Source organism: Arthrobacter sp. NyZ413 (genome assembly GCF_049390645.1).
Taxonomy (GTDB): Bacteria; Actinomycetota; Actinomycetes; order Actinomycetales; family Micrococcaceae; genus Arthrobacter.
Window position 1 is genome coordinate 1,420,702 of sequence record NZ_CP155434.1, and the last position, 16,160, is coordinate 1,436,861.

Genomic DNA, 16,160 nt, shown 5'->3' on the forward strand with positions numbered 1-16,160 from the left:
CGGCGGCTTAGCCTAGAAGGAGACGAATGCGCCCCACGATCAAGTCAGTGGCGGCGGCGGCCGGGGTTTCCACGGCAACTGTGTCCTACGTGCTCTCGGGCAGGAGCGGCAAAGAAGGTGGCAAGAGCGGGTCCGGCGTCGCGCCAGCTACGGTGCTGCGGGTCCAACAGGCCGCCTTGGCGCTCGGATATCGCCCCAACCAATCGGCGCGGGCGGTCCGCACGGGAAGAACGAACCTGCTCATGTTGTCGTTGACCATGATCTCGGATCCGTGGGCGCTGGATGTCAGCCGCGCCGTGGGTACGGCCGCCGCCCAACGAGGTATCACACCCATGATTTTGGCCGACACGGACTGGCGGGTGGCGCTCAAGAGGCAGAACGCGGACGTGACGTTCATCGACGCCGCCGACGAACCCGGGGACGCCGAACTCTTGGCCCAGGCTGCCAAACTGCAGCGCTTGGTGGTTTTCAGCGACACCATGGATCCCGATGGTTTCGACGTGGTGCGGCCCGTGGCGGGTGCCTCGTGCGAGCGGGCTGTGGCACACCTCACGAGCAGGCACGAAAGAGTGGCTTGCTTGACCGCTGCGCCCCGTGCAGGCAACCCCATTTCCACCCGCCACAGGGCATACATCGAGGGCCTTGCCGACGCCGGTCTGGACTACCGGGACGACTACGTTGAGCGGTTTGCCCTGGACAGCCAGAGCGCTTTCGACGCGGCCCTTCGCCTGTTGCAGCGGAAAGACCGCCCGACGGCGATCTACGCTACGACGGACTTCGCGGCTATTGCGGCCATACACGCAGCCCAAAGCCTCCAACTGAGGGTTCCAGAGGATGTAGAAGTGCTCGGTATCGGCAACACCACAGAGGGCGAGTACATGGCGCCGTCGTTGACGACGGTCGGTCCCGAAGGATTCTTCGACGGCGTGGCCGGCTTCCTTCTCGACCGCGCGGAAAACCCGGATGCGCCCACGCAGGTACTGGAATTTCCGTGGAAACTCATCGTGAGGGACTCGGCGCCCTGCGACCCTGTCTCCGGGGTCTGAACCGGCGGCCTGAAACCGGGCCGCCAGGGTTGTCCGGTTTGTGTCCGATGCAGTGCGATCATTTGATTTGCACTTTTGTGACGTTTTGAGCCACGAAAAGTCAAGGAAAGATCACCTTCGATCTTGCTTTTAAACGATTAACATGATGTGATCGACTGCACAATCACCAGTGGGGCTGGCGCTTAGCCGAATGCAGGCACACCCCAGAAGGACCGTCGGTCTTCTGACCAGGACATCGGAGATTTTCATGAACCACAACGTGACTCGCAGGTCATTCCTTTCCTTCGCGGCTGCCGGCGCCGCTGTCGTCTCGCTGGCTGCCTGCGGTGGAAACAGTGCCGCTGGGGGTAGCGCAGCCAAGGCCGCCTACGCTGCCCCCGCGAAGGACCTGAGCACTGAGCTGAGCTACGCGATTTGGGATGCGGCGCAGAAGCCCGCAATGCAGAAAATCGTGAACGAATTCAACAAGCAATACCCCAACATCAAAGTGACCATCGACGTCACGCCGTCGAAGGGCTCGGCCTACTGGACGAAGATCCAAACCCAGGCAAGCAGCAACACCCTGCCGGACGTTTTCTGGATGAACGGCCCGCACATCAAGCTCTACGCGCAAAACAACCAGCTGCTCGCCTTGGACGGCCTGGTTTCCGGCAAGGCTGTGGATACAGCCAACTACCCGAAGGCGCTGGTGGATCTGTACACCGTCAACGGGACGTTCTACGGAGTGCCCAAGGACTTCGATACCAGCGCACTCTTCTACAACAAGGCCCTCTTCAAGGAAGCCGGAGTGCCTGAACCGAGCTCCAGCTGGACCTGGGACGACGTGAAATCCGCGGGCGCCAAGCTGTCCAAGTTCTATCAAGGCAAGGGTATCTACGGGTATGCCGGTGACCTTACGGGTGGCCAGACCAGCTACTACAACACGATGGTCGAAGCCGGTGGGACCATCATTTCGAGCGATGGGAAGAAGTCCGGATACGACTCGTCCGGTTCCATCGCCGGCCTGCAGTTCTGGCGGGACCTGATCGTATCCGGCATTTCACCCTCCATGCAGCAGCTGACGGACACCGCCTCCAGCGACATGTTCACGTCGAGGAAGCTGGCCATGACGATGGACGGCTCCTGGACCGTTGGCCCCGCACAGAAGGCCCTGGGCGACGACCTGGGCATCGTCAGCCTGCCCAAGGGACCGACGAGCAACCAAAGCGTGATCCACGGCCTGGCGAACGTGATTCCTGCGAATGCCAAGAACCCGGCCGCGGCGCAGGCATTCGTGGCCTTCCTGGGAACACAGGACGCAGCCAAGATCCAGGCGGAAACCGGAACCGTCATTCCAGCCTTCAATGGCACCCAGGATGCTTGGGTCAAGTCCGTTCCCTCTGTTGACCTCAACGTGTTCCTTGACCTGGCCAAGGACGCCTCGCCGTACCCGGTGTCAGCCGACACTGCGGCGTGGAACGAACTCGAGAACACCTTGCTGCCCCAGGCGTTCGCCGGAACCAAGCCGGTTGCCGACGTCGCCAAGGATCTTGCCACGCAGATGAATGCCGCACTGGCCAAAGAATCATGAAAACCCAGACCCTGACGCCCGAGTCGACACCCACGTCTACGCCCGGCCGTGCCACTGAACCGACCAGGGTTCGCTCCAAAGGACGATCAAAATCGGATGGCTGGTGGCCCTGGCTGTTCGTAATTCCTACCGTCGTGGGCATCGGCGTGTTCTACCTTTGGCCGATTGCCCAGACGTTCTACTACAGCTTCACCAAGTGGGGAGTGTTTGGCGGGACCAAGTTCATCGGCCTGGACAACTACGTACGGATGTTCGCTGACTCCACCATCCCGCAGTCAATCCTCAATACGCTGATCTACACGGTCATCGTGCTTCTGGCGATACCCATCGCGGTCATCCTGGCGTCTTTGATCGAGCGTCCCGGTTTGCGGTTCGCGGCCTTGTACCGGACGTTGTACTTCATTCCGTACATCACCATGCCGGCCGCCGTCGGGATCGTGTGGCGGCTGATCTACAACGGCGACTTCGGGCCCATCAACTGGTTCTTGGGCTTGTTCGGAATCCAAGGGCCCTACTGGACGTCCACGCCGGGGTTCGCCCTGCTTGCCGTGGCTACGGTGGGGTTGTGGATGTCGCTGGGATTCAACCTCATCATCATCAGTGCGGGGCTGCGCGAGATCCCTCGTGAGCTCTTCGAAGCCGCCGAAATGGATGGGGCCGGCCGGGTCCGCCAGTTCTTCGGCATCACGGTTCCTTTGCTGACACCCAGTATTTTCTTCGTCACGATCGTCACCGTGATCAGCGGCTTCCAGCTGTTCGACCTGCTGTACGTGATGATGGGGAAGGCCAACCTGGCCATGCCGCAGACGCAAAGCCTCGTCTATATCTTCTACAACCAGGCCTTCCTGCAGAACGACAAGGGCTACGCGGCAGCCATCGGCATCCTGATCCTGGCCATCATCGCCCTCTTGACCGCTTTCCAATTCCGTATCCAGAAGAGGTGGGTCAACTATGTCTAGCTCGAAAGGCGGCAAGCAAGGCTCCAACGTCCTGGCCCACTGTGTCCTGGCCATCGGCGGCCTGGCGATGGTTTCACCCCTCCTGTACCAGATCGTGATGTCGATTTCGACGAACGCCGAAGTCCAAAGCACGCCGCCCACACTGTGGCCCGGCGTTATCCAGTGGCACAACTTCGCTGACGTTTTTACTTCGATGAATTTCGGTTCGCAGCTTTGGGTGACTGTGGCAATTACCGTCATCAGGGTGATCGGCCAGGTGCTGCTGTGCTCGATGGCGGGCTACGCGTTCGCGCGGATGCGGTTCCGGTTCAAAGGACCCATCCTGGCCGTGGTCTTGTCGATCATCATGGTTCCGTCCCAGTTGTTCCTCATCCCGCAGTACCAGATCATCCAAAACCTGGGCTGGCTGAATAGCATCGCGGGCATCGTGGCTCCGGGGATCTTCAGCGCCTTCGGCCTCTTCTTGATGCGCCAGTTCTTCATGGGGCTCCCCGACGAACTCGAAGACGCGGCCAGGCTTGACGGGGCCAACCCGTTCCAGGTCTTTTTCCGGGTCATGCTGCCCCTCGCTGCCAACGGGCTCTGGGCGCTGGTCATCATCACCGTGTTGTGGTCCTGGAATGACCTGCTCTGGCCTTTGGTGGTGACGTCGACGGCGAACGCCGCACCGTTGAGCGTGGGGCTTTCGAACCTCCAGGGCGAACACGCGAACAACTACCCGATCCTCATGGCGGCGTCGTTGATGGCCATGGCGCCCATCCTGGTCATGTTCCTGCTCATGCAAAAGCGGGTCATGGCCGGCATCGGCCGCTCGGGGCTCAAGTAGGGGCTCAAGTAGGGACTCAAGTAGAAAGGATTCGCTGCCTTGACGGAACAGAACGCTGTCCCGACGGAGGGCTGGCGGTTCGTGCTTGCCGACTCCTTGGAGAAGGTCTACCCGGACGTTCCACCGCGGCCGTTGGACAGGACCATCCCCATGTCGGTTTTCCCGGGCGAGACTGCGTCGGTCCAAGTGGCCATCAGGCCTCCGATGAAGCACGATTTCCGGTTCTCCGGACCGCTCGCGGTTTCAGTCAGCGGAGCCGCGGCGGGAATCGTGTCCATTTCCCAGGTTGAGCTGGTGCCGTGCTCCTTGGCGGCGTTCCCGGAGCATGATTCGGGCTATGACCGCGACACGCCAGGACTGTACCCGGACCTTCTACGGCCTGCTTCGGACGGGCTGATCCATCCCCGCTACGGGCAATGGACGGCCGCCTGGATCGACGTCGTGGTCCCTTCCGCGGAGCACGCGGGAGACCACGAAATCCGGATTTCGCTACGGGACACGGAGGGCCGCATCCTCTTCACCACTGGTATCAAGGTCACGGTCCTGGCGGTTCGGGCGCCGGAACTCGGGATTGTGAACGCCCACTGGTTCCATTGCGACGGGCTGGCGGCCCACTACGACGTCGGCGTGTTCAGCGAGGAGCATTGGTCGATCATCGATGCCTTCATGGGATCTGCGGCGAGGATGGGAGCCAACTCGCTGCTGACGCCCACATGGACTCCTCCGTTGGATACGGCGGTCGGGGGAACCCGGCTGCCAACCCAACTGGTCGGCATCCGCGAGGATTCCGGTTACCACTTTGATTTCAGCAAGCTGCTGCGCTGGGTAGGCCTTTGCGCCAAACACGGCATCCGCTACTTGGAAATTGCCCATTTGTTCACGCAATGGGGGGCCAAGGCAACACCGGCGATCTATGTGCAGACTGCCCAAGGCCTGGAACGCCGTTTCGGCTGGGACGTGCCCGCCACGTCGGCATCGTACCGGGAACTGATGGCCCAGCTGCTTCCGGCCTTGCGCTCGTTCCTTGCCAAGCATTGGTCGCTTTACCGGGTCATCTTCCACATCTCCGATGAACCGGAGGGTGCCGAAGCCCTCGCGGGGTACCGGCAGGCAAAGGACGCCGTCGCGGATCTCCTGGACGGACTGACTGTGGTTGACGCCCTGAGCGACTTTGACTTCTACAGCAGTGGGGCGGTGCCGAACCCAGTGGTGGCAACAGATGCCGTGGCGCCGTTCCTGGACGCCGGCGTGAAAGATCTGTGGGTCTACTATTGCGTCGCCCAGGACAGAGATGTAGCCAACCGCTTCATTTCCATGCCCTCGGCGCGTAACAGGGTGCTGGGCCACCAGCTCTTCGCCTTGGATTGTGGTGGCTTCCTGCACTGGGGATTCAACTTCTACAACTCAGCCCACTCCTTGGCCACGGTCGATCCGTTCAAGGACACCTGTGCCGGAGGGGCTTTCCCGGGCGGCGACGCCTTCATGGTCTACCCGGGACCGGACGGGGTGCCGTGGGAGTCGATTCGCTACAAGGTGTTCGCCCAAGCCATGTGGGACCACCGGGCATTCTCGCTGCTGGCACAACTGGCCCGCCGCGAGGACGTGCTGGCACTCATCGATACGAACGGCTCGGGCGGCCGCCTCGCCATGGACAGCTTCAGCTACGACCCCCTTCATTACAGAAGGGTCCGCGAGCTGGTCAACGAAGGAATCGCGCAACGCGTGGGTCAAACAACCTCTCATGACGCGGGCACATCAACTATCCAGATAGGAAAGCATTTATGGACCTCAAAGTAGGCATCGTCGGATTCGGTTTGCGGGCGTCCTTGTGGCGCCACGCGCATCAACCCGGCCACGGTTCGGAAGTCACAGTCGTGTGCGATCTGGGCGAGCGGGGCAGGGCCGATGCGGCCGAAAAGATCCCGACGGCGGTCATCACCGACGATTTGGACGTCTTGCTCGACTCCGGTTTGGACGCTGTCCTGGTCCTCACCCCGGACAACCAGCACGCCGCCGTCGCCGTCCGGACGCTCAAGGCCGGCATCCCCACGTTCTGCGAGAAGCCTCTTGACGTCACGCTGGAAGCGGCAGACCTCATCCTGCAGACGGCCTTCGAAACCGGAACGCGCCTCTACGTGGGCCACAACATGCGGCACATGCCCGTAGTGGTGCAAATGCGCGACATCATCCAGGCAGGCACCATCGGAGACGTCAAAGCCATCTGGTGCCGGCACTTCGTCGGAAACGGCGGGGACTACTACTTCAAGGATTGGCATGCCCAGCGTGCCAACACCACCGGCTTGCTGCTGCAAAAAGGTGCGCACGATATCGACGTCATCCACTGGCTCGCCGGCGGATACAGCACCAAGGTCCAGGCGGTCGGCGAACTGGCGGTGTATGGTGACGTCACTTCTCGCAGGGACAACTCAGGCCGCCGGATGGGCGATTGGTTCTCGGTGGACAATTGGCCACCCACCGAACAGACGGATCTCGCCGAGACGATCGACGTCGAGGACATCTCCATGATGAACATGGTCCTGGACAACGGTGTACTTGCGTCCTACCAGCAGTGCCATTTCACGCCCGACTACTGGCGGAACTACACCGTGATCGGCACGAAGGGCAGGATCGAGAACTTCGGCGACGGTCCCGGCGAACAAATCAAGGTGTGGACGACGCGGACCAGCGGTTTCGCGGAGCCGGATGATGTGATCGAGATCCAGGACGGCGAGGGTGGCCACGGCGGCGCCGATCCTCGCTTGATTTCGGAGTTCCTCCGCTTCGCCGCTGAGGGCGGGCTGACCCAGACCAATCCGATCGCGGCCCGGCAGGCGGTTGCCGCCGGTGTCCTGGCGACGGAGTCCCTCCGCGGCGAAGGTTCCTCGAAGATTGTTCCGGACTTGCCCGAGGAACTCGTGGAATACTTCGACGCCGGACAGCCCGCCCGGGTCCGGGAACCTTAGCGTCCCGGGCTATTAAGCGCCGGGTGGGTCGCCGCCGGCGAGCCCGGTCATGACCGTCCGCAATGCGTCGCAGACGGCCATGACCGACGCCCGCTTGAGCGTTTCCGGGCGGGCAAGGATATCGATTTTGCGCACCGAATTGACCCCGGCCAGCGGGCGCAGCACCACTCCGGCGTCCAGGACGCGCCGGGCGGTAAACCGTGGCAGCAGGCCGATCGCGCCTCCCGTCGCCACGAGGGAGGCAACAGTCGAGTAGTCGTTGATGCGGTGCAGCACTTCTGCCGGCCGCCCGCTCACGGCGACGACGGCGGCCAGCACGTCCGCGGGCGAGTACCCGGCGCGGCTGGTCACCCAGGGTTGCCCGACGACGTCGGCCGGCTTGAGTTCGCGCCTGGCTGCGAGCGGGTGCCCGGCCGGGAGAGCGACGTCGAGCGGTTCGTCGGCGAGCGGGATGACGGCCACTTTGTCGCGAGGCCATTCCGGGCTGTGTTCCATGCGGTGGGCGAGGACGAGGTCGTACCGTGCGGCCAAGCCCGGAAAGTCTTCCTGCGCGACGTCCTCGTCAGCAAGCTTCACGCGGGGGACGCTGTTTTCGGGAGCGCCGTGGCCCGCTTCGGCCAGCAACGCCGCCAGGGGAGCGAAAAGGGCCTGCCCGGCGCTGTGGAAGGCGCTGACCGTCACGGTGGAACCGGGGGAATCGTGGTAGGCGCCTATAGCGGCCCGCGCATCCGCCATGGCGCTCACGACGGCGGCCCCTGCGTCGGCGAGGACCCTCCCCGCGTCGGTGAGCACCAGGGCCCTGCCCTCCTTGCGGGTCAGGGGCACCTCCACGGATTTTTGCAGGAGCGCGAGCTGTTGCGATACGGCGGAAGGGGTGACCATGAGGGTCTCTGCGACAGCCTTGACACTGCCAAGATCTCCTAGTTCCCTGAGCATCTGGAGCTGGTGCACTTCCATTTAGTAAATGCTAAATCGTTGATTGAGAAAAACCTAGTTGTGCTAAACCTTTGCGGGGGCTTCAATGAAGTGGAACGGCACACAAACGGCCCCGTCCCTGGAGTGAGGAAGACCAATGAAGGCTCTCTACAAGTCCGGCCCGCACGCCGGTTTTGAACTCGTCGAACGTCCCGAGCCGGAAGCCGGTCCCGGCGACGTCAAGATCCGGGTCATGACCACGGGCATCTGCGGAACGGACCTGCACATCCAGTCCTGGGACGCCTGGGCGCAAAGCATCATTGAAACTCCGCTGATTGCCGGCCACGAGTTCTATGGCGAAGTGGTGGCCGTGGGGGAGGACGTCCGCGACGTCAAGGTGGGGGACCGGGTTTCCGGTGAGGGCCATGTGGTGTGCGGGATTTGCCGGAACTGCCGTGCCGGCCGCCGCCAGATGTGCATCCACACGGTGTCCGTCGGCGTGCAGCGCGATGGCGCGTTCGCCGAGTACGTCGTGATTCCGGAGACCAACGTCTGGGTCCACCACGATCCTTCCGTCACGCCGGAACTTGGGGCGATCTTCGATCCCTTCGGCAACGCCGTGCACACGGCCTTGAGCTTCCCGCTGGTCGGCGAGGACGTCCTCATTACCGGTGCCGGGCCCATCGGACTCATGGCAATCGCCGTCGCACGCCACGCCGGCGCCCGCAAGATCGCCATCACGGACGTCTCGGCCCCGCGGCTGGAGCTCGCCAGGAAGATGGGCGTGGATCTCGCCGTCGATGTTTCGAAGATGCGGGTCAAGGAGGCCCAGGAGGAACTAGGCATGCGTGAAGGATTCGATATCGGCCTGGAAATGTCCGGACATCCCACCGCGTTGCCTGAGATGATCGACAACATGAACCACGGCGGACGCATCGCCATGCTCGGCTTGCCCAGCCAGTCCATCGATATCGACTGGGGCAAGGTGGTCACCCACATGCTCACCCTCAAAGGCATTTACGGCCGCGAGATGTTCGAGACGTGGTACGCCATGAGCGCCATGCTGTCCTCAAACGCCGAACTCCACCGCAACGTCTCCGCCGTCGTCACGGACAAGCTGTCCGCCACTGACTGGGAAAAGGGATTCGAGATCGCCCGCGCCGGCGTGGGCGGCAAGGTTGTCCTCGACTGGACCGAACTCTAGCAAAGACCACACACAGACTGTCCTCCGATCCGGCACCGGGAGCCACCAATGTACTCAAGCATCAAAGACCAACTGCACGGCGAACTCGAGGAAATCCGCTCCGCCGGACTCTTCAAGACCGAGCGGCACATCGACTCACCGCAGGCCAGCCACATTTCGGCCGGGCAGCTCGGACAGCCTGCCAATTCCGTCCTGAACTTCTGCGCGAACAACTACCTGGGCCTCGCCGACCACCCGGACATTATCGCGGCCGCCAAGTCCGCCATGGATGAGCGCGGCTTCGGCATGGCGTCGGTCCGCTTCATTTGCGGTACCCAGGACCTGCACCTTGAGCTCGAAGCCCGCGTTTCACAGTTCCTGGGAACGGAAGACACCATCCTGTTCTCCAGCTGCTTCGACGCCAACGGAGGCGTCTTCGAATCCCTTTTCGGACCCGAAGACGCCATCATCTCCGACGCCCTCAACCACGCCTCCATCATCGACGGCATCCGCTTGAGCAAGGCCAAGCGCTTCCGCTACGCGAACCAGGACATGGCCGACCTTGAGGCCAAGCTCATCGAGGCCTCCAGCGGTGAGGCGCCTGCCCGCCGCAAGATCATCGTGACCGACGGCGTCTTCTCGATGGACGGGTACCTCGCCCCGCTCAAGGCCATCTGCGATCTTGCGGAGAAGCACGATGCCCTGGTCATGGTGGACGACTCCCATGCCGTGGGCTTCATGGGCCCCACGGGAGCCGGCACCCCGGAGCACGCAGGCGTGTCCGACAGGGTGGACATCTACACCGGCACCTTCGGCAAGGCCCTCGGCGGAGCTTCCGGCGGCTACGTCTCCGGGCGCGGGGAAATCATCGCGATGCTGCGCCAGAAAGCCAGGCCCTATCTGTTTTCGAACTCGTTGGCGCCCGCCATCGTCGCGGCAACCATCAAGGCGCTCGAGCTCGTCCAGGGCTCCGGCGAGCTCCGCTCGAGGCTCTTCGCGAACGCGGGGCTGTTCCGCCGTCGGATGGCCGAGGAAGGATTCGAGCTCCTCAACGGCGAGCACGCCATCATCCCCGTCATGTTCGGCGATGCCGTGGCGGCGGCGAAGGTGGCCGACGAGATGCTGCAGCACGGCGTCTTCGTCACTGCATTCAGCTATCCCGTGGTGCCGAAGGGCGCGGCACGCATCCGCGTGCAGCTCTCGGCCGCCCATAGCCCGGAGGACGTCGAAGCATGCGTCCAGGCCTTCGTGAAGAGCCGTGCCGCAGCGGACCTCTGACCGGCCATGATCCTCACCCTCTTGGGCGGCGGCGGTTTCCGGGTTCCGTTGGTCTTTTCGGCATTGCTGGCGGACCACGGGCCCGGCCGCGTCACCGCGCTCCGGCTGTTCGATACCGACGCAACCCGGCTCGCTGTGGTCGCCAAGGTGCTCGCCGAAATGGCGGAGGGGGTCCCGGACGCGCCGACGGTCACGCTATACACCGAGCTTTCCGCGGCGCTGCCAGGCACGGACTTCATCTTCTCGGCCATACGCGTCGGCGGGCTGGAGGGCCGCGCGGCCGATGAGCGGATCGCCCTGCAGCACGGCGTCATCGGCCAGGAGACCGTCGGCGCCGGAGGGATTTCCTACGCCCTCCGGACCATACCCGTGGTGGTGGGCATCGCCGAAGCCGTCAGGAAATACGCACCGCACGCCTGGTTCATCAACTTCACCAACCCGGCGGGCGTCATCACGGAAGTCATGATGCGGTTCCTCGGCGACAAGGTAGTGGGGATCTGCGATTCGCCCGTGGGCCTCGCGCGGCGTTGCTTGTCCGCGGCAGGCGTACGGGGGGTGGACGTCCGCGGGGAACGCGTGGAGATCGACTACATCGGCCTCAACCACCTTGGCTGGCTCCGCGGCCTGGCGGTGGATGGCGAGGACGTCCTGCCGCGCTTGCTCGCCGACGCCGCGGCGATCGAATCATTCGAAGAGGGCCGCCTGTTCGGAGCGCCATGGATCCAGGCCCTCGGCGCAGTGCCCAACGAATACCTGCACTATTACTACTTCAGGCGGGAAGCGCTCGACGCCGACGGTCGCGCCTCGGACACCCGCGGTGCCTACCTCGAGCGGCAACAGTCCGCCTTCTACGAGGGCCTCCGGCCCGGAAACCACGAGGCCGGAAACCACGAGGCCGGAAACCACGACGCCGGACGGCCCGTTCCGCGTGAAGGCGGCGGAAAGCCGGCGCTCAGGCTGTGGGAAAAGACCAAGCTGGACCGCGAAGAGACGTATATGAAGAGCAACAGGGACGCCGCCGGTGCCTTCGAGCGGGACCCCGCGGACCTGGAGTCGGGCGGCTATGAGGGCGTCGCGCTGGCGATCATGCGCGCCATCAGCCAAGGCGAAACCGCGCGCCTCATCCTGAACGTGCCCAACGGGGCTACTTTGGCCGAACTAGGCCCCGAGGCCGTGATCGAGGCGCCCTGCCTCGTGGACGCGGACGGGGCCAGGCCACTTCCGGCCCGGCCCTTGCCTGATTATGCCCGCGGCCTCGTGGTCAACGCCAAGGCCGTGGAACAAGCAACCATCGAGGCCGCGCTCACGGGTTCCCGGCGCGCCGCCTATAAAGCGTTCGCCATGAATCCTTTGGTGGACTCTGTCCGGGTGGCGCGGGGCTTGCTGGACGACTACATCGGGCACTTCCCGCAGCTCGGGTACTTGCGCTAGGGATGGCTCTGTCCCGCGACGCCCCGGAGGCCTAGGATCGGCACCATGGACAATGATGAAGCGCAACACCCGGTCGCAGGCCAGCAAGCCACCGAAGTGTTGGATTCCCAGGAATGCTGGAGCCTCCTGAGGACCGTGTCCGTCGGGAGGCTCGCCGTGTGGCTCGGAGACCACCCGGATATCTTTCCCATCAACTACGCCGTGGACCGGGGGACGGTGGTGTTCAGGACCGGGTCCGGGACCAAGCTCGAGGCCGCCTTGAGTGATTTTCCGGTCGCCATGGAGGTTGACGGCGTTGACGCGAACACCGGGGTTGCCTGGAGCGTCGTGCTCCGTGGAAAGGCGGCACCCGTGACGCAGATCGACGACGTCGTAAAGTCCTTTTCGTTGCCTCTCTTCCCGTGGGAAGCCGGCCGGAAAGACCATTTCGTGCGGATTCCCGCAGACTCGATCTCCGGTAGGCGCTTCACCGTCACGGAACCTTTGACCTGGTGGACTCCGTACAGCGGCGTCAAACCGTCCGCGATGGAGTAGGCGCGGATGGCTTCGATCTATGACGTGGTGATCGTCGGTGGCGGGATCGCCGGACTGTCACTCGCTTCCGCGCTGGCGGGCCAATGCTCGGTTGCCCTCGTGGAAGCCGAACAAACGCTTGCCTACCACACGTCTTCGCGTTCCGCCCGGCAGCTGATCCCGAGCTACGGTCCCGCCGTCGTGCAGGAACTCACTGTCCGGACGCTGGAACTCATGTCCGCGCGGGACGCGGCGCTGCCGGTGCCGGTGCTGGAACCGCGGTCCTTCATGCTGGTGGGTGACGAAGCAACCGTCAAAGCCGAAGCCAGCGGCCACATGCATTCGATCACGCACGCCGAAGCCCTGGAATTGTGTCCGGCGTTGAAGCCCGGTGCGTTCACCGTGGCGGGGTTGGACACGGGATCGTTCGCCTGCAATGCGCCGGTGCTCTTGCAAGACCACCAGCAGCGCGCCGAGGCCGGGGGAGTGGACATCGTTACGGGCGCTCGGGTCCATTCGGCCCAGCGGCTTGGCTCGGGCTGGCAGCTCGGCGCCGGGATGGAGGGGTTCCAGTCCGCCGTCGTCGTCAACGCGGCCGGTGCGTGGGCTGACGAACTCGCTGTGCTCAGCGGCGTCGAGAAGCTCGGGCTGCAGCCGTTCCGACGCACTGCGGCGATTGTCGACGTCGAACGCCCGCTTGCGCCGGGAACTCCGATGGTGGCGGCCGCCGACAACACTTACTACTTCCGGCGGGAAGGCGAACAGGTACTCATTTCGCCATCCGAAACCGTGCCGAGCGGACCGGAGGACGCGCGTCCCAGGCCGGGGGACGTGGAGGCGATCGTCGCGCTTGTGGATTCACTCACGACCCTGGGGATCCGTTCCGTCGCCAAGGCCTGGACCGGGCTCCGCACCGAAGCCGCGGACGGCGTCCCGGTGGTCGGCTTCGACGCCGAAGCTTCAGGATTCTTCTGGCTCGCCGGTCAAGGAGGCTACGGATTCCAGACGTCCTCGGCCATCGCCGAACTCGCGGCCGCCGACATCCTGGGGTTCCTCTCCGGAGCCAGTCCGGTATCCCGTACAGCGTCGGAGCTTGCGGCCACCCGATGGTCCATCCGCCGTTGAACAATAGGTTCATGAGCGGGCAGACGAGCACACTGATCAGCAACATCGGCGAATTGATGACCCAGGACGCGGAGCACCGCGTCCTCAAGGACGCCGCGATGGTGATCGAGGGCGAACGGATCTCCTGGATCGGCGCGGCCGTGGACGCGCCCGCCGCCGACCGGTTCGTGGATGCGGAAGGCCGTGCCGTGCTGCCGGGATGGGTGGACTCCCACTCGCACCTAATTTTCGCCGGCGACCGTACCGCCGAATTCGAAGCGAGGATGGCCGGCCAGAGCTACAGCGCGGGCGGCATTGCCGTCACCACCGGGGCGACCCGCGCGGCGAGCGATGACGAATTGCGGCGCCTTGCCGCAGGGCGCGTGGCCGAAGCTGTTTCGCAAGGCACCACCTACCTTGAGAGCAAGACCGGCTACGGGCTGGATGTCGAGAACGAGGCGCGCAGCGCCCGCATCGCCGCCGAGACCGTGGACGAAGTGACCTACCTGGGCGCGCACCTTGTTCCCGCCGGCGCCGACGCCGAGGAATACACGGACCTCGTGTGCGGTCCCATGCTCGACGCCGTGCGTCCGCACGTGCGCTGGGCCGACGTCTTCTGCGAGCGGGGCGCCTTCACCGAAGAGCAGTCGCGCCGGGTCCTGGCGGCTTGCCGGGAGGCGGGCCTCGGCCTGCGCGTCCACGGCAACCAATTGGGCGAAGGGCCGGGTGTGCGATTGGCCGTGGAGTTCGGAGCCGCAAGCGTTGACCACGTCAACTACCTCAACGACGCCGATGTCCAGGCTCTTGCGGGAACCTGGAGCAAGTGGGACGCGTCCACGGGAACGGGGGAGCGTGGCACGGTGGCCACGTGCCTTCCCGCCTGTGACTTGTCCACCCGTCAGCCCCTCGCGCCGGGCCGGGCGCTGCTTGACGCCGGCGTGCAGATTGCCTTGGCCGCGAACTGCAATCCCGGCACGTCCTACACGAGTTCGATCGCCTTTTGCGTCACGACGGCCGTGCTGCAGATGCACTTGAGCGTCCACGAAGCCGTCCGGGCGGCCACCTACGGCGGCGCGTTGGCGTTGGGCAGGGAGTCGGGCAACGACGTCGACGGCGAACGCGCGGTGGGCTCGATCGCCGTCGGGCACCGCGCGGACCTGCACATGCTCAAGGCGCCGTCGGCCACGCACCTCGCGTACCGTCCCGGCATCCCCTTGACGTTCGCCGTCTGGCGGGCCGGAGAGCGCGCGGCCTAAAGCCTGCAGGCGCCGAAAGCAGGGTCCTTCCGTTCCGGAGGGGCCCTGCTTTTTCTTTGCCCGCGGTGAGGGTGCGACGATTCTTGTGCGATTGAAAATGATCGTTTAGTGTTTGTATAGATCAAAAAACGTCAAATCGAATCGGCGAGCAGTCGGCGGACAGGAGCGGTAAGCACGATGAGTAACAACACCCCCGGTGCCTTCATTGGACTCGGCGCCTTCATGGAAGAAGAGCTTTCATCTCAGCCCGAGGTCTGGCGCAGGGCGATCGAACAGGCCTCGGCCGAGCACCTGCTGCCCGCGGACGGCGAGCGGGTCGCCGTCGTTGGCTGCGGAACCTCCTGGTTCATGGCGCAAAGCTATGCCGCTGCCCGCGAGGCGGCAGGCAAGGGCGTCACCGACGCGTTCGCGGCGTCGGAAGCCTTCCTCAACCACAACAGTCCGGACCGCAAGTACGACGCCGTCATCGCCATCACGCGCTCCGGCACCACCACTGAGGTGCTCGAGTTGTTGGCGGCTTTGAAGGGCACGGTGCGCACCATCGCCGTGATCGGCGACGTGGAGTCGCCCATCACCTCCCTTGCCGACGCCGTGATCGGACTCCCGTACGCCGATGAGAAGTCCGTGGTCCAGACGCGCTTTGCCACGACGGCCCTCGCGTACCTGTTGACGAGCCTTGGCGTGGACCTTGGCGACGCCATTGAGGAGGCCCGTGCCGCCGTCGTCGAACCGGTCCCGCAAGAACTGATCGATGCCGAACAATTCACGTTCCTCGGAACCGGCTGGACCGTGGGCCTGGCCCACGAAGCGGGACTCAAGATGCGCGAGGCCGTGCAGGGGTGGACGGAATCCTACCCCGCGATGGAATACCGCCACGGTCCCATTTCCATTGCCGCCCCGGGCCGCGTCACGTGGCTCTTCGGAGAGCAGCCCGAGGGCTTGGACGCGGAAATGGTCCGCACGGGAGCTCTCTACCTGAATACCGGCAAGCATCCCCTCGCGGAGCTTGCACGCGTCCACAAAGTCACGCTGGAACGCGCACGCGCACGGGGACTTAACCCTGATGTGCCACGAAACCTCACGCGCTCAGTCGTCCTGAACGCCACGGCCTAGGGC

General features: G+C 64.3%; 14 protein-coding genes. 13 read left to right on the top strand and 1 reads right to left on the bottom strand.

The features are described from left to right. The first annotated feature begins 26 nt into the window (after positions 1-26). From ABCW42_RS06655 to ABCW42_RS06680, 6 genes are all read left to right on the top strand, one after another. Positions 27-1,046 carry a LacI family DNA-binding transcriptional regulator gene (locus ABCW42_RS06655; protein WP_423184103.1) on the top strand — a complete coding sequence of 340 codons (1,020 nt, stop codon included), beginning with the start codon at positions 27-29 and terminating at the stop codon, positions 1,044-1,046. 247 nt (positions 1,047-1,293) lie between these two features. Then, complete coding sequence (locus ABCW42_RS06660) at positions 1,294-2,616, top strand: extracellular solute-binding protein (RefSeq protein WP_423184104.1); 1,323 nt, start codon at positions 1,294-1,296, stop codon at positions 2,614-2,616. Then, positions 2,613-3,575, top strand: coding sequence for a carbohydrate ABC transporter permease (locus tag ABCW42_RS06665; protein ID WP_423184105.1), 963 nt, complete (start codon positions 2,613-2,615; stop codon positions 3,573-3,575). Before ABCW42_RS06660 ends, ABCW42_RS06665 begins: the two co-directional genes overlap by 4 nt. Continuing rightward, entirely contained in the window at positions 3,568-4,401 is an 834-nt protein-coding gene (locus tag ABCW42_RS06670) for a carbohydrate ABC transporter permease (RefSeq protein WP_423184106.1), read from the top strand. Before ABCW42_RS06665 ends, ABCW42_RS06670 begins: the two co-directional genes overlap by 8 nt. A gap of 39 nt (positions 4,402-4,440) precedes the next feature. Continuing rightward, positions 4,441-6,198 (top strand): DUF4091 domain-containing protein, encoded by a 1,758-nt coding sequence (locus ABCW42_RS06675; protein WP_423184107.1) that lies wholly within the window; start codon positions 4,441-4,443, stop codon positions 6,196-6,198. Continuing rightward, complete coding sequence (locus tag ABCW42_RS06680) at positions 6,183-7,364, top strand: Gfo/Idh/MocA family protein (protein ID WP_423184108.1); 1,182 nt, start codon at positions 6,183-6,185, stop codon at positions 7,362-7,364. Before ABCW42_RS06675 ends, ABCW42_RS06680 begins: the two co-directional genes overlap by 16 nt. A gap of 12 nt (positions 7,365-7,376) precedes the next feature. Here the strand turns inward: ABCW42_RS06680 and ABCW42_RS06685 are convergent, their stop codons facing one another. Continuing rightward, the gene (locus tag ABCW42_RS06685; protein WP_423184109.1) at positions 7,377-8,321 is read right to left on the bottom strand and encodes a LysR family transcriptional regulator; all 945 of its coding nucleotides are present in this window, start codon (positions 8,319-8,321) and stop codon (positions 7,377-7,379) included. 115 nt (positions 8,322-8,436) lie between these two features. On the opposite strand from ABCW42_RS06685, the gene tdh reads away from it, so the two are divergent. The 7 genes from tdh to ABCW42_RS06720 all read left to right on the top strand — a co-directional run bounded on the left by tdh (position 8,437) and on the right by ABCW42_RS06720 (position 16,157). Further along, a complete protein-coding gene (gene tdh, locus ABCW42_RS06690) occupies positions 8,437-9,483 on the top strand; it encodes an L-threonine 3-dehydrogenase (protein WP_423184110.1) in 1,047 nt (348 codons plus the stop codon). Between the two features lie 48 nt (positions 9,484-9,531). Further along, on the top strand, positions 9,532-10,740 hold the full coding sequence (locus tag ABCW42_RS06695) for a glycine C-acetyltransferase (RefSeq protein WP_423184111.1): 1,209 nt from the start codon (positions 9,532-9,534) through the stop codon (positions 10,738-10,740). Between the two features lie 6 nt (positions 10,741-10,746). Beyond that, a complete protein-coding gene (locus ABCW42_RS06700) occupies positions 10,747-12,171 on the top strand; it encodes a 6-phospho-beta-glucosidase (protein WP_423184112.1) in 1,425 nt (474 codons plus the stop codon). A 45-nt stretch (positions 12,172-12,216) separates the two neighbouring features. Beyond that, positions 12,217-12,705 (top strand): pyridoxamine 5'-phosphate oxidase family protein, encoded by a 489-nt coding sequence (locus ABCW42_RS06705; RefSeq protein ID WP_423184113.1) that lies wholly within the window; start codon positions 12,217-12,219, stop codon positions 12,703-12,705. Positions 12,706-12,711: 6 nt separating this feature from the next. Then, positions 12,712-13,809: an NAD(P)/FAD-dependent oxidoreductase gene (locus ABCW42_RS06710; protein ID WP_423184114.1), complete on the top strand. Its 1,098-nt coding sequence runs from the start codon at positions 12,712-12,714 to the stop codon at positions 13,807-13,809. Positions 13,810-13,820: 11 nt separating this feature from the next. Further along, entirely contained in the window at positions 13,821-15,044 is a 1,224-nt protein-coding gene (hutI, locus tag ABCW42_RS06715; RefSeq protein ID WP_423184115.1) for an imidazolonepropionase, read from the top strand. Between the two features lie 177 nt (positions 15,045-15,221). Continuing rightward, on the top strand, positions 15,222-16,157 hold the full coding sequence (locus ABCW42_RS06720) for an SIS domain-containing protein (RefSeq protein ID WP_423184116.1): 936 nt from the start codon (positions 15,222-15,224) through the stop codon (positions 16,155-16,157). Positions 16,158-16,160 lie beyond the last annotated feature (3 nt).

Bases quoted from the DNA above. Each gene is read 5' to 3' on its own strand.
- ABCW42_RS06700 (WP_423184112.1), top strand. From the start codon at position 10,747: ATGATCCTCACCCTCTTGGGCGGCGGCGGTTTCCGGGTTCCGTTGGTC.
- ABCW42_RS06720 (WP_423184116.1), top strand. From the start codon at position 15,222: ATGAGTAACAACACCCCCGGTGCCTTCATTGGACTCGGCGCCTTCATG.
- ABCW42_RS06705 (WP_423184113.1), top strand. From the start codon at position 12,217: ATGGACAATGATGAAGCGCAACACCCGGTCGCAGGCCAGCAAGCCACC.
- ABCW42_RS06660 (WP_423184104.1), top strand. From the start codon at position 1,294: ATGAACCACAACGTGACTCGCAGGTCATTCCTTTCCTTCGCGGCTGCC.
- ABCW42_RS06695 (WP_423184111.1), top strand. From the start codon at position 9,532: ATGTACTCAAGCATCAAAGACCAACTGCACGGCGAACTCGAGGAAATC.
- tdh (WP_423184110.1), top strand. From the start codon at position 8,437: ATGAAGGCTCTCTACAAGTCCGGCCCGCACGCCGGTTTTGAACTCGTC.
- ABCW42_RS06665 (WP_423184105.1), top strand. From the start codon at position 2,613: ATGAAAACCCAGACCCTGACGCCCGAGTCGACACCCACGTCTACGCCC.
- ABCW42_RS06710 (WP_423184114.1), top strand. From the start codon at position 12,712: ATGGCTTCGATCTATGACGTGGTGATCGTCGGTGGCGGGATCGCCGGA.
- hutI (WP_423184115.1), top strand. From the start codon at position 13,821: ATGAGCGGGCAGACGAGCACACTGATCAGCAACATCGGCGAATTGATG.
- ABCW42_RS06680 (WP_423184108.1), top strand. From the start codon at position 6,183: ATGGACCTCAAAGTAGGCATCGTCGGATTCGGTTTGCGGGCGTCCTTG.
- ABCW42_RS06685 (WP_423184109.1), bottom strand. From the start codon at position 8,321: ATGGAAGTGCACCAGCTCCAGATGCTCAGGGAACTAGGAGATCTTGGC.
- ABCW42_RS06655 (WP_423184103.1), top strand. From the start codon at position 27: ATGCGCCCCACGATCAAGTCAGTGGCGGCGGCGGCCGGGGTTTCCACG.
- ABCW42_RS06670 (WP_423184106.1), top strand. From the start codon at position 3,568: ATGTCTAGCTCGAAAGGCGGCAAGCAAGGCTCCAACGTCCTGGCCCAC.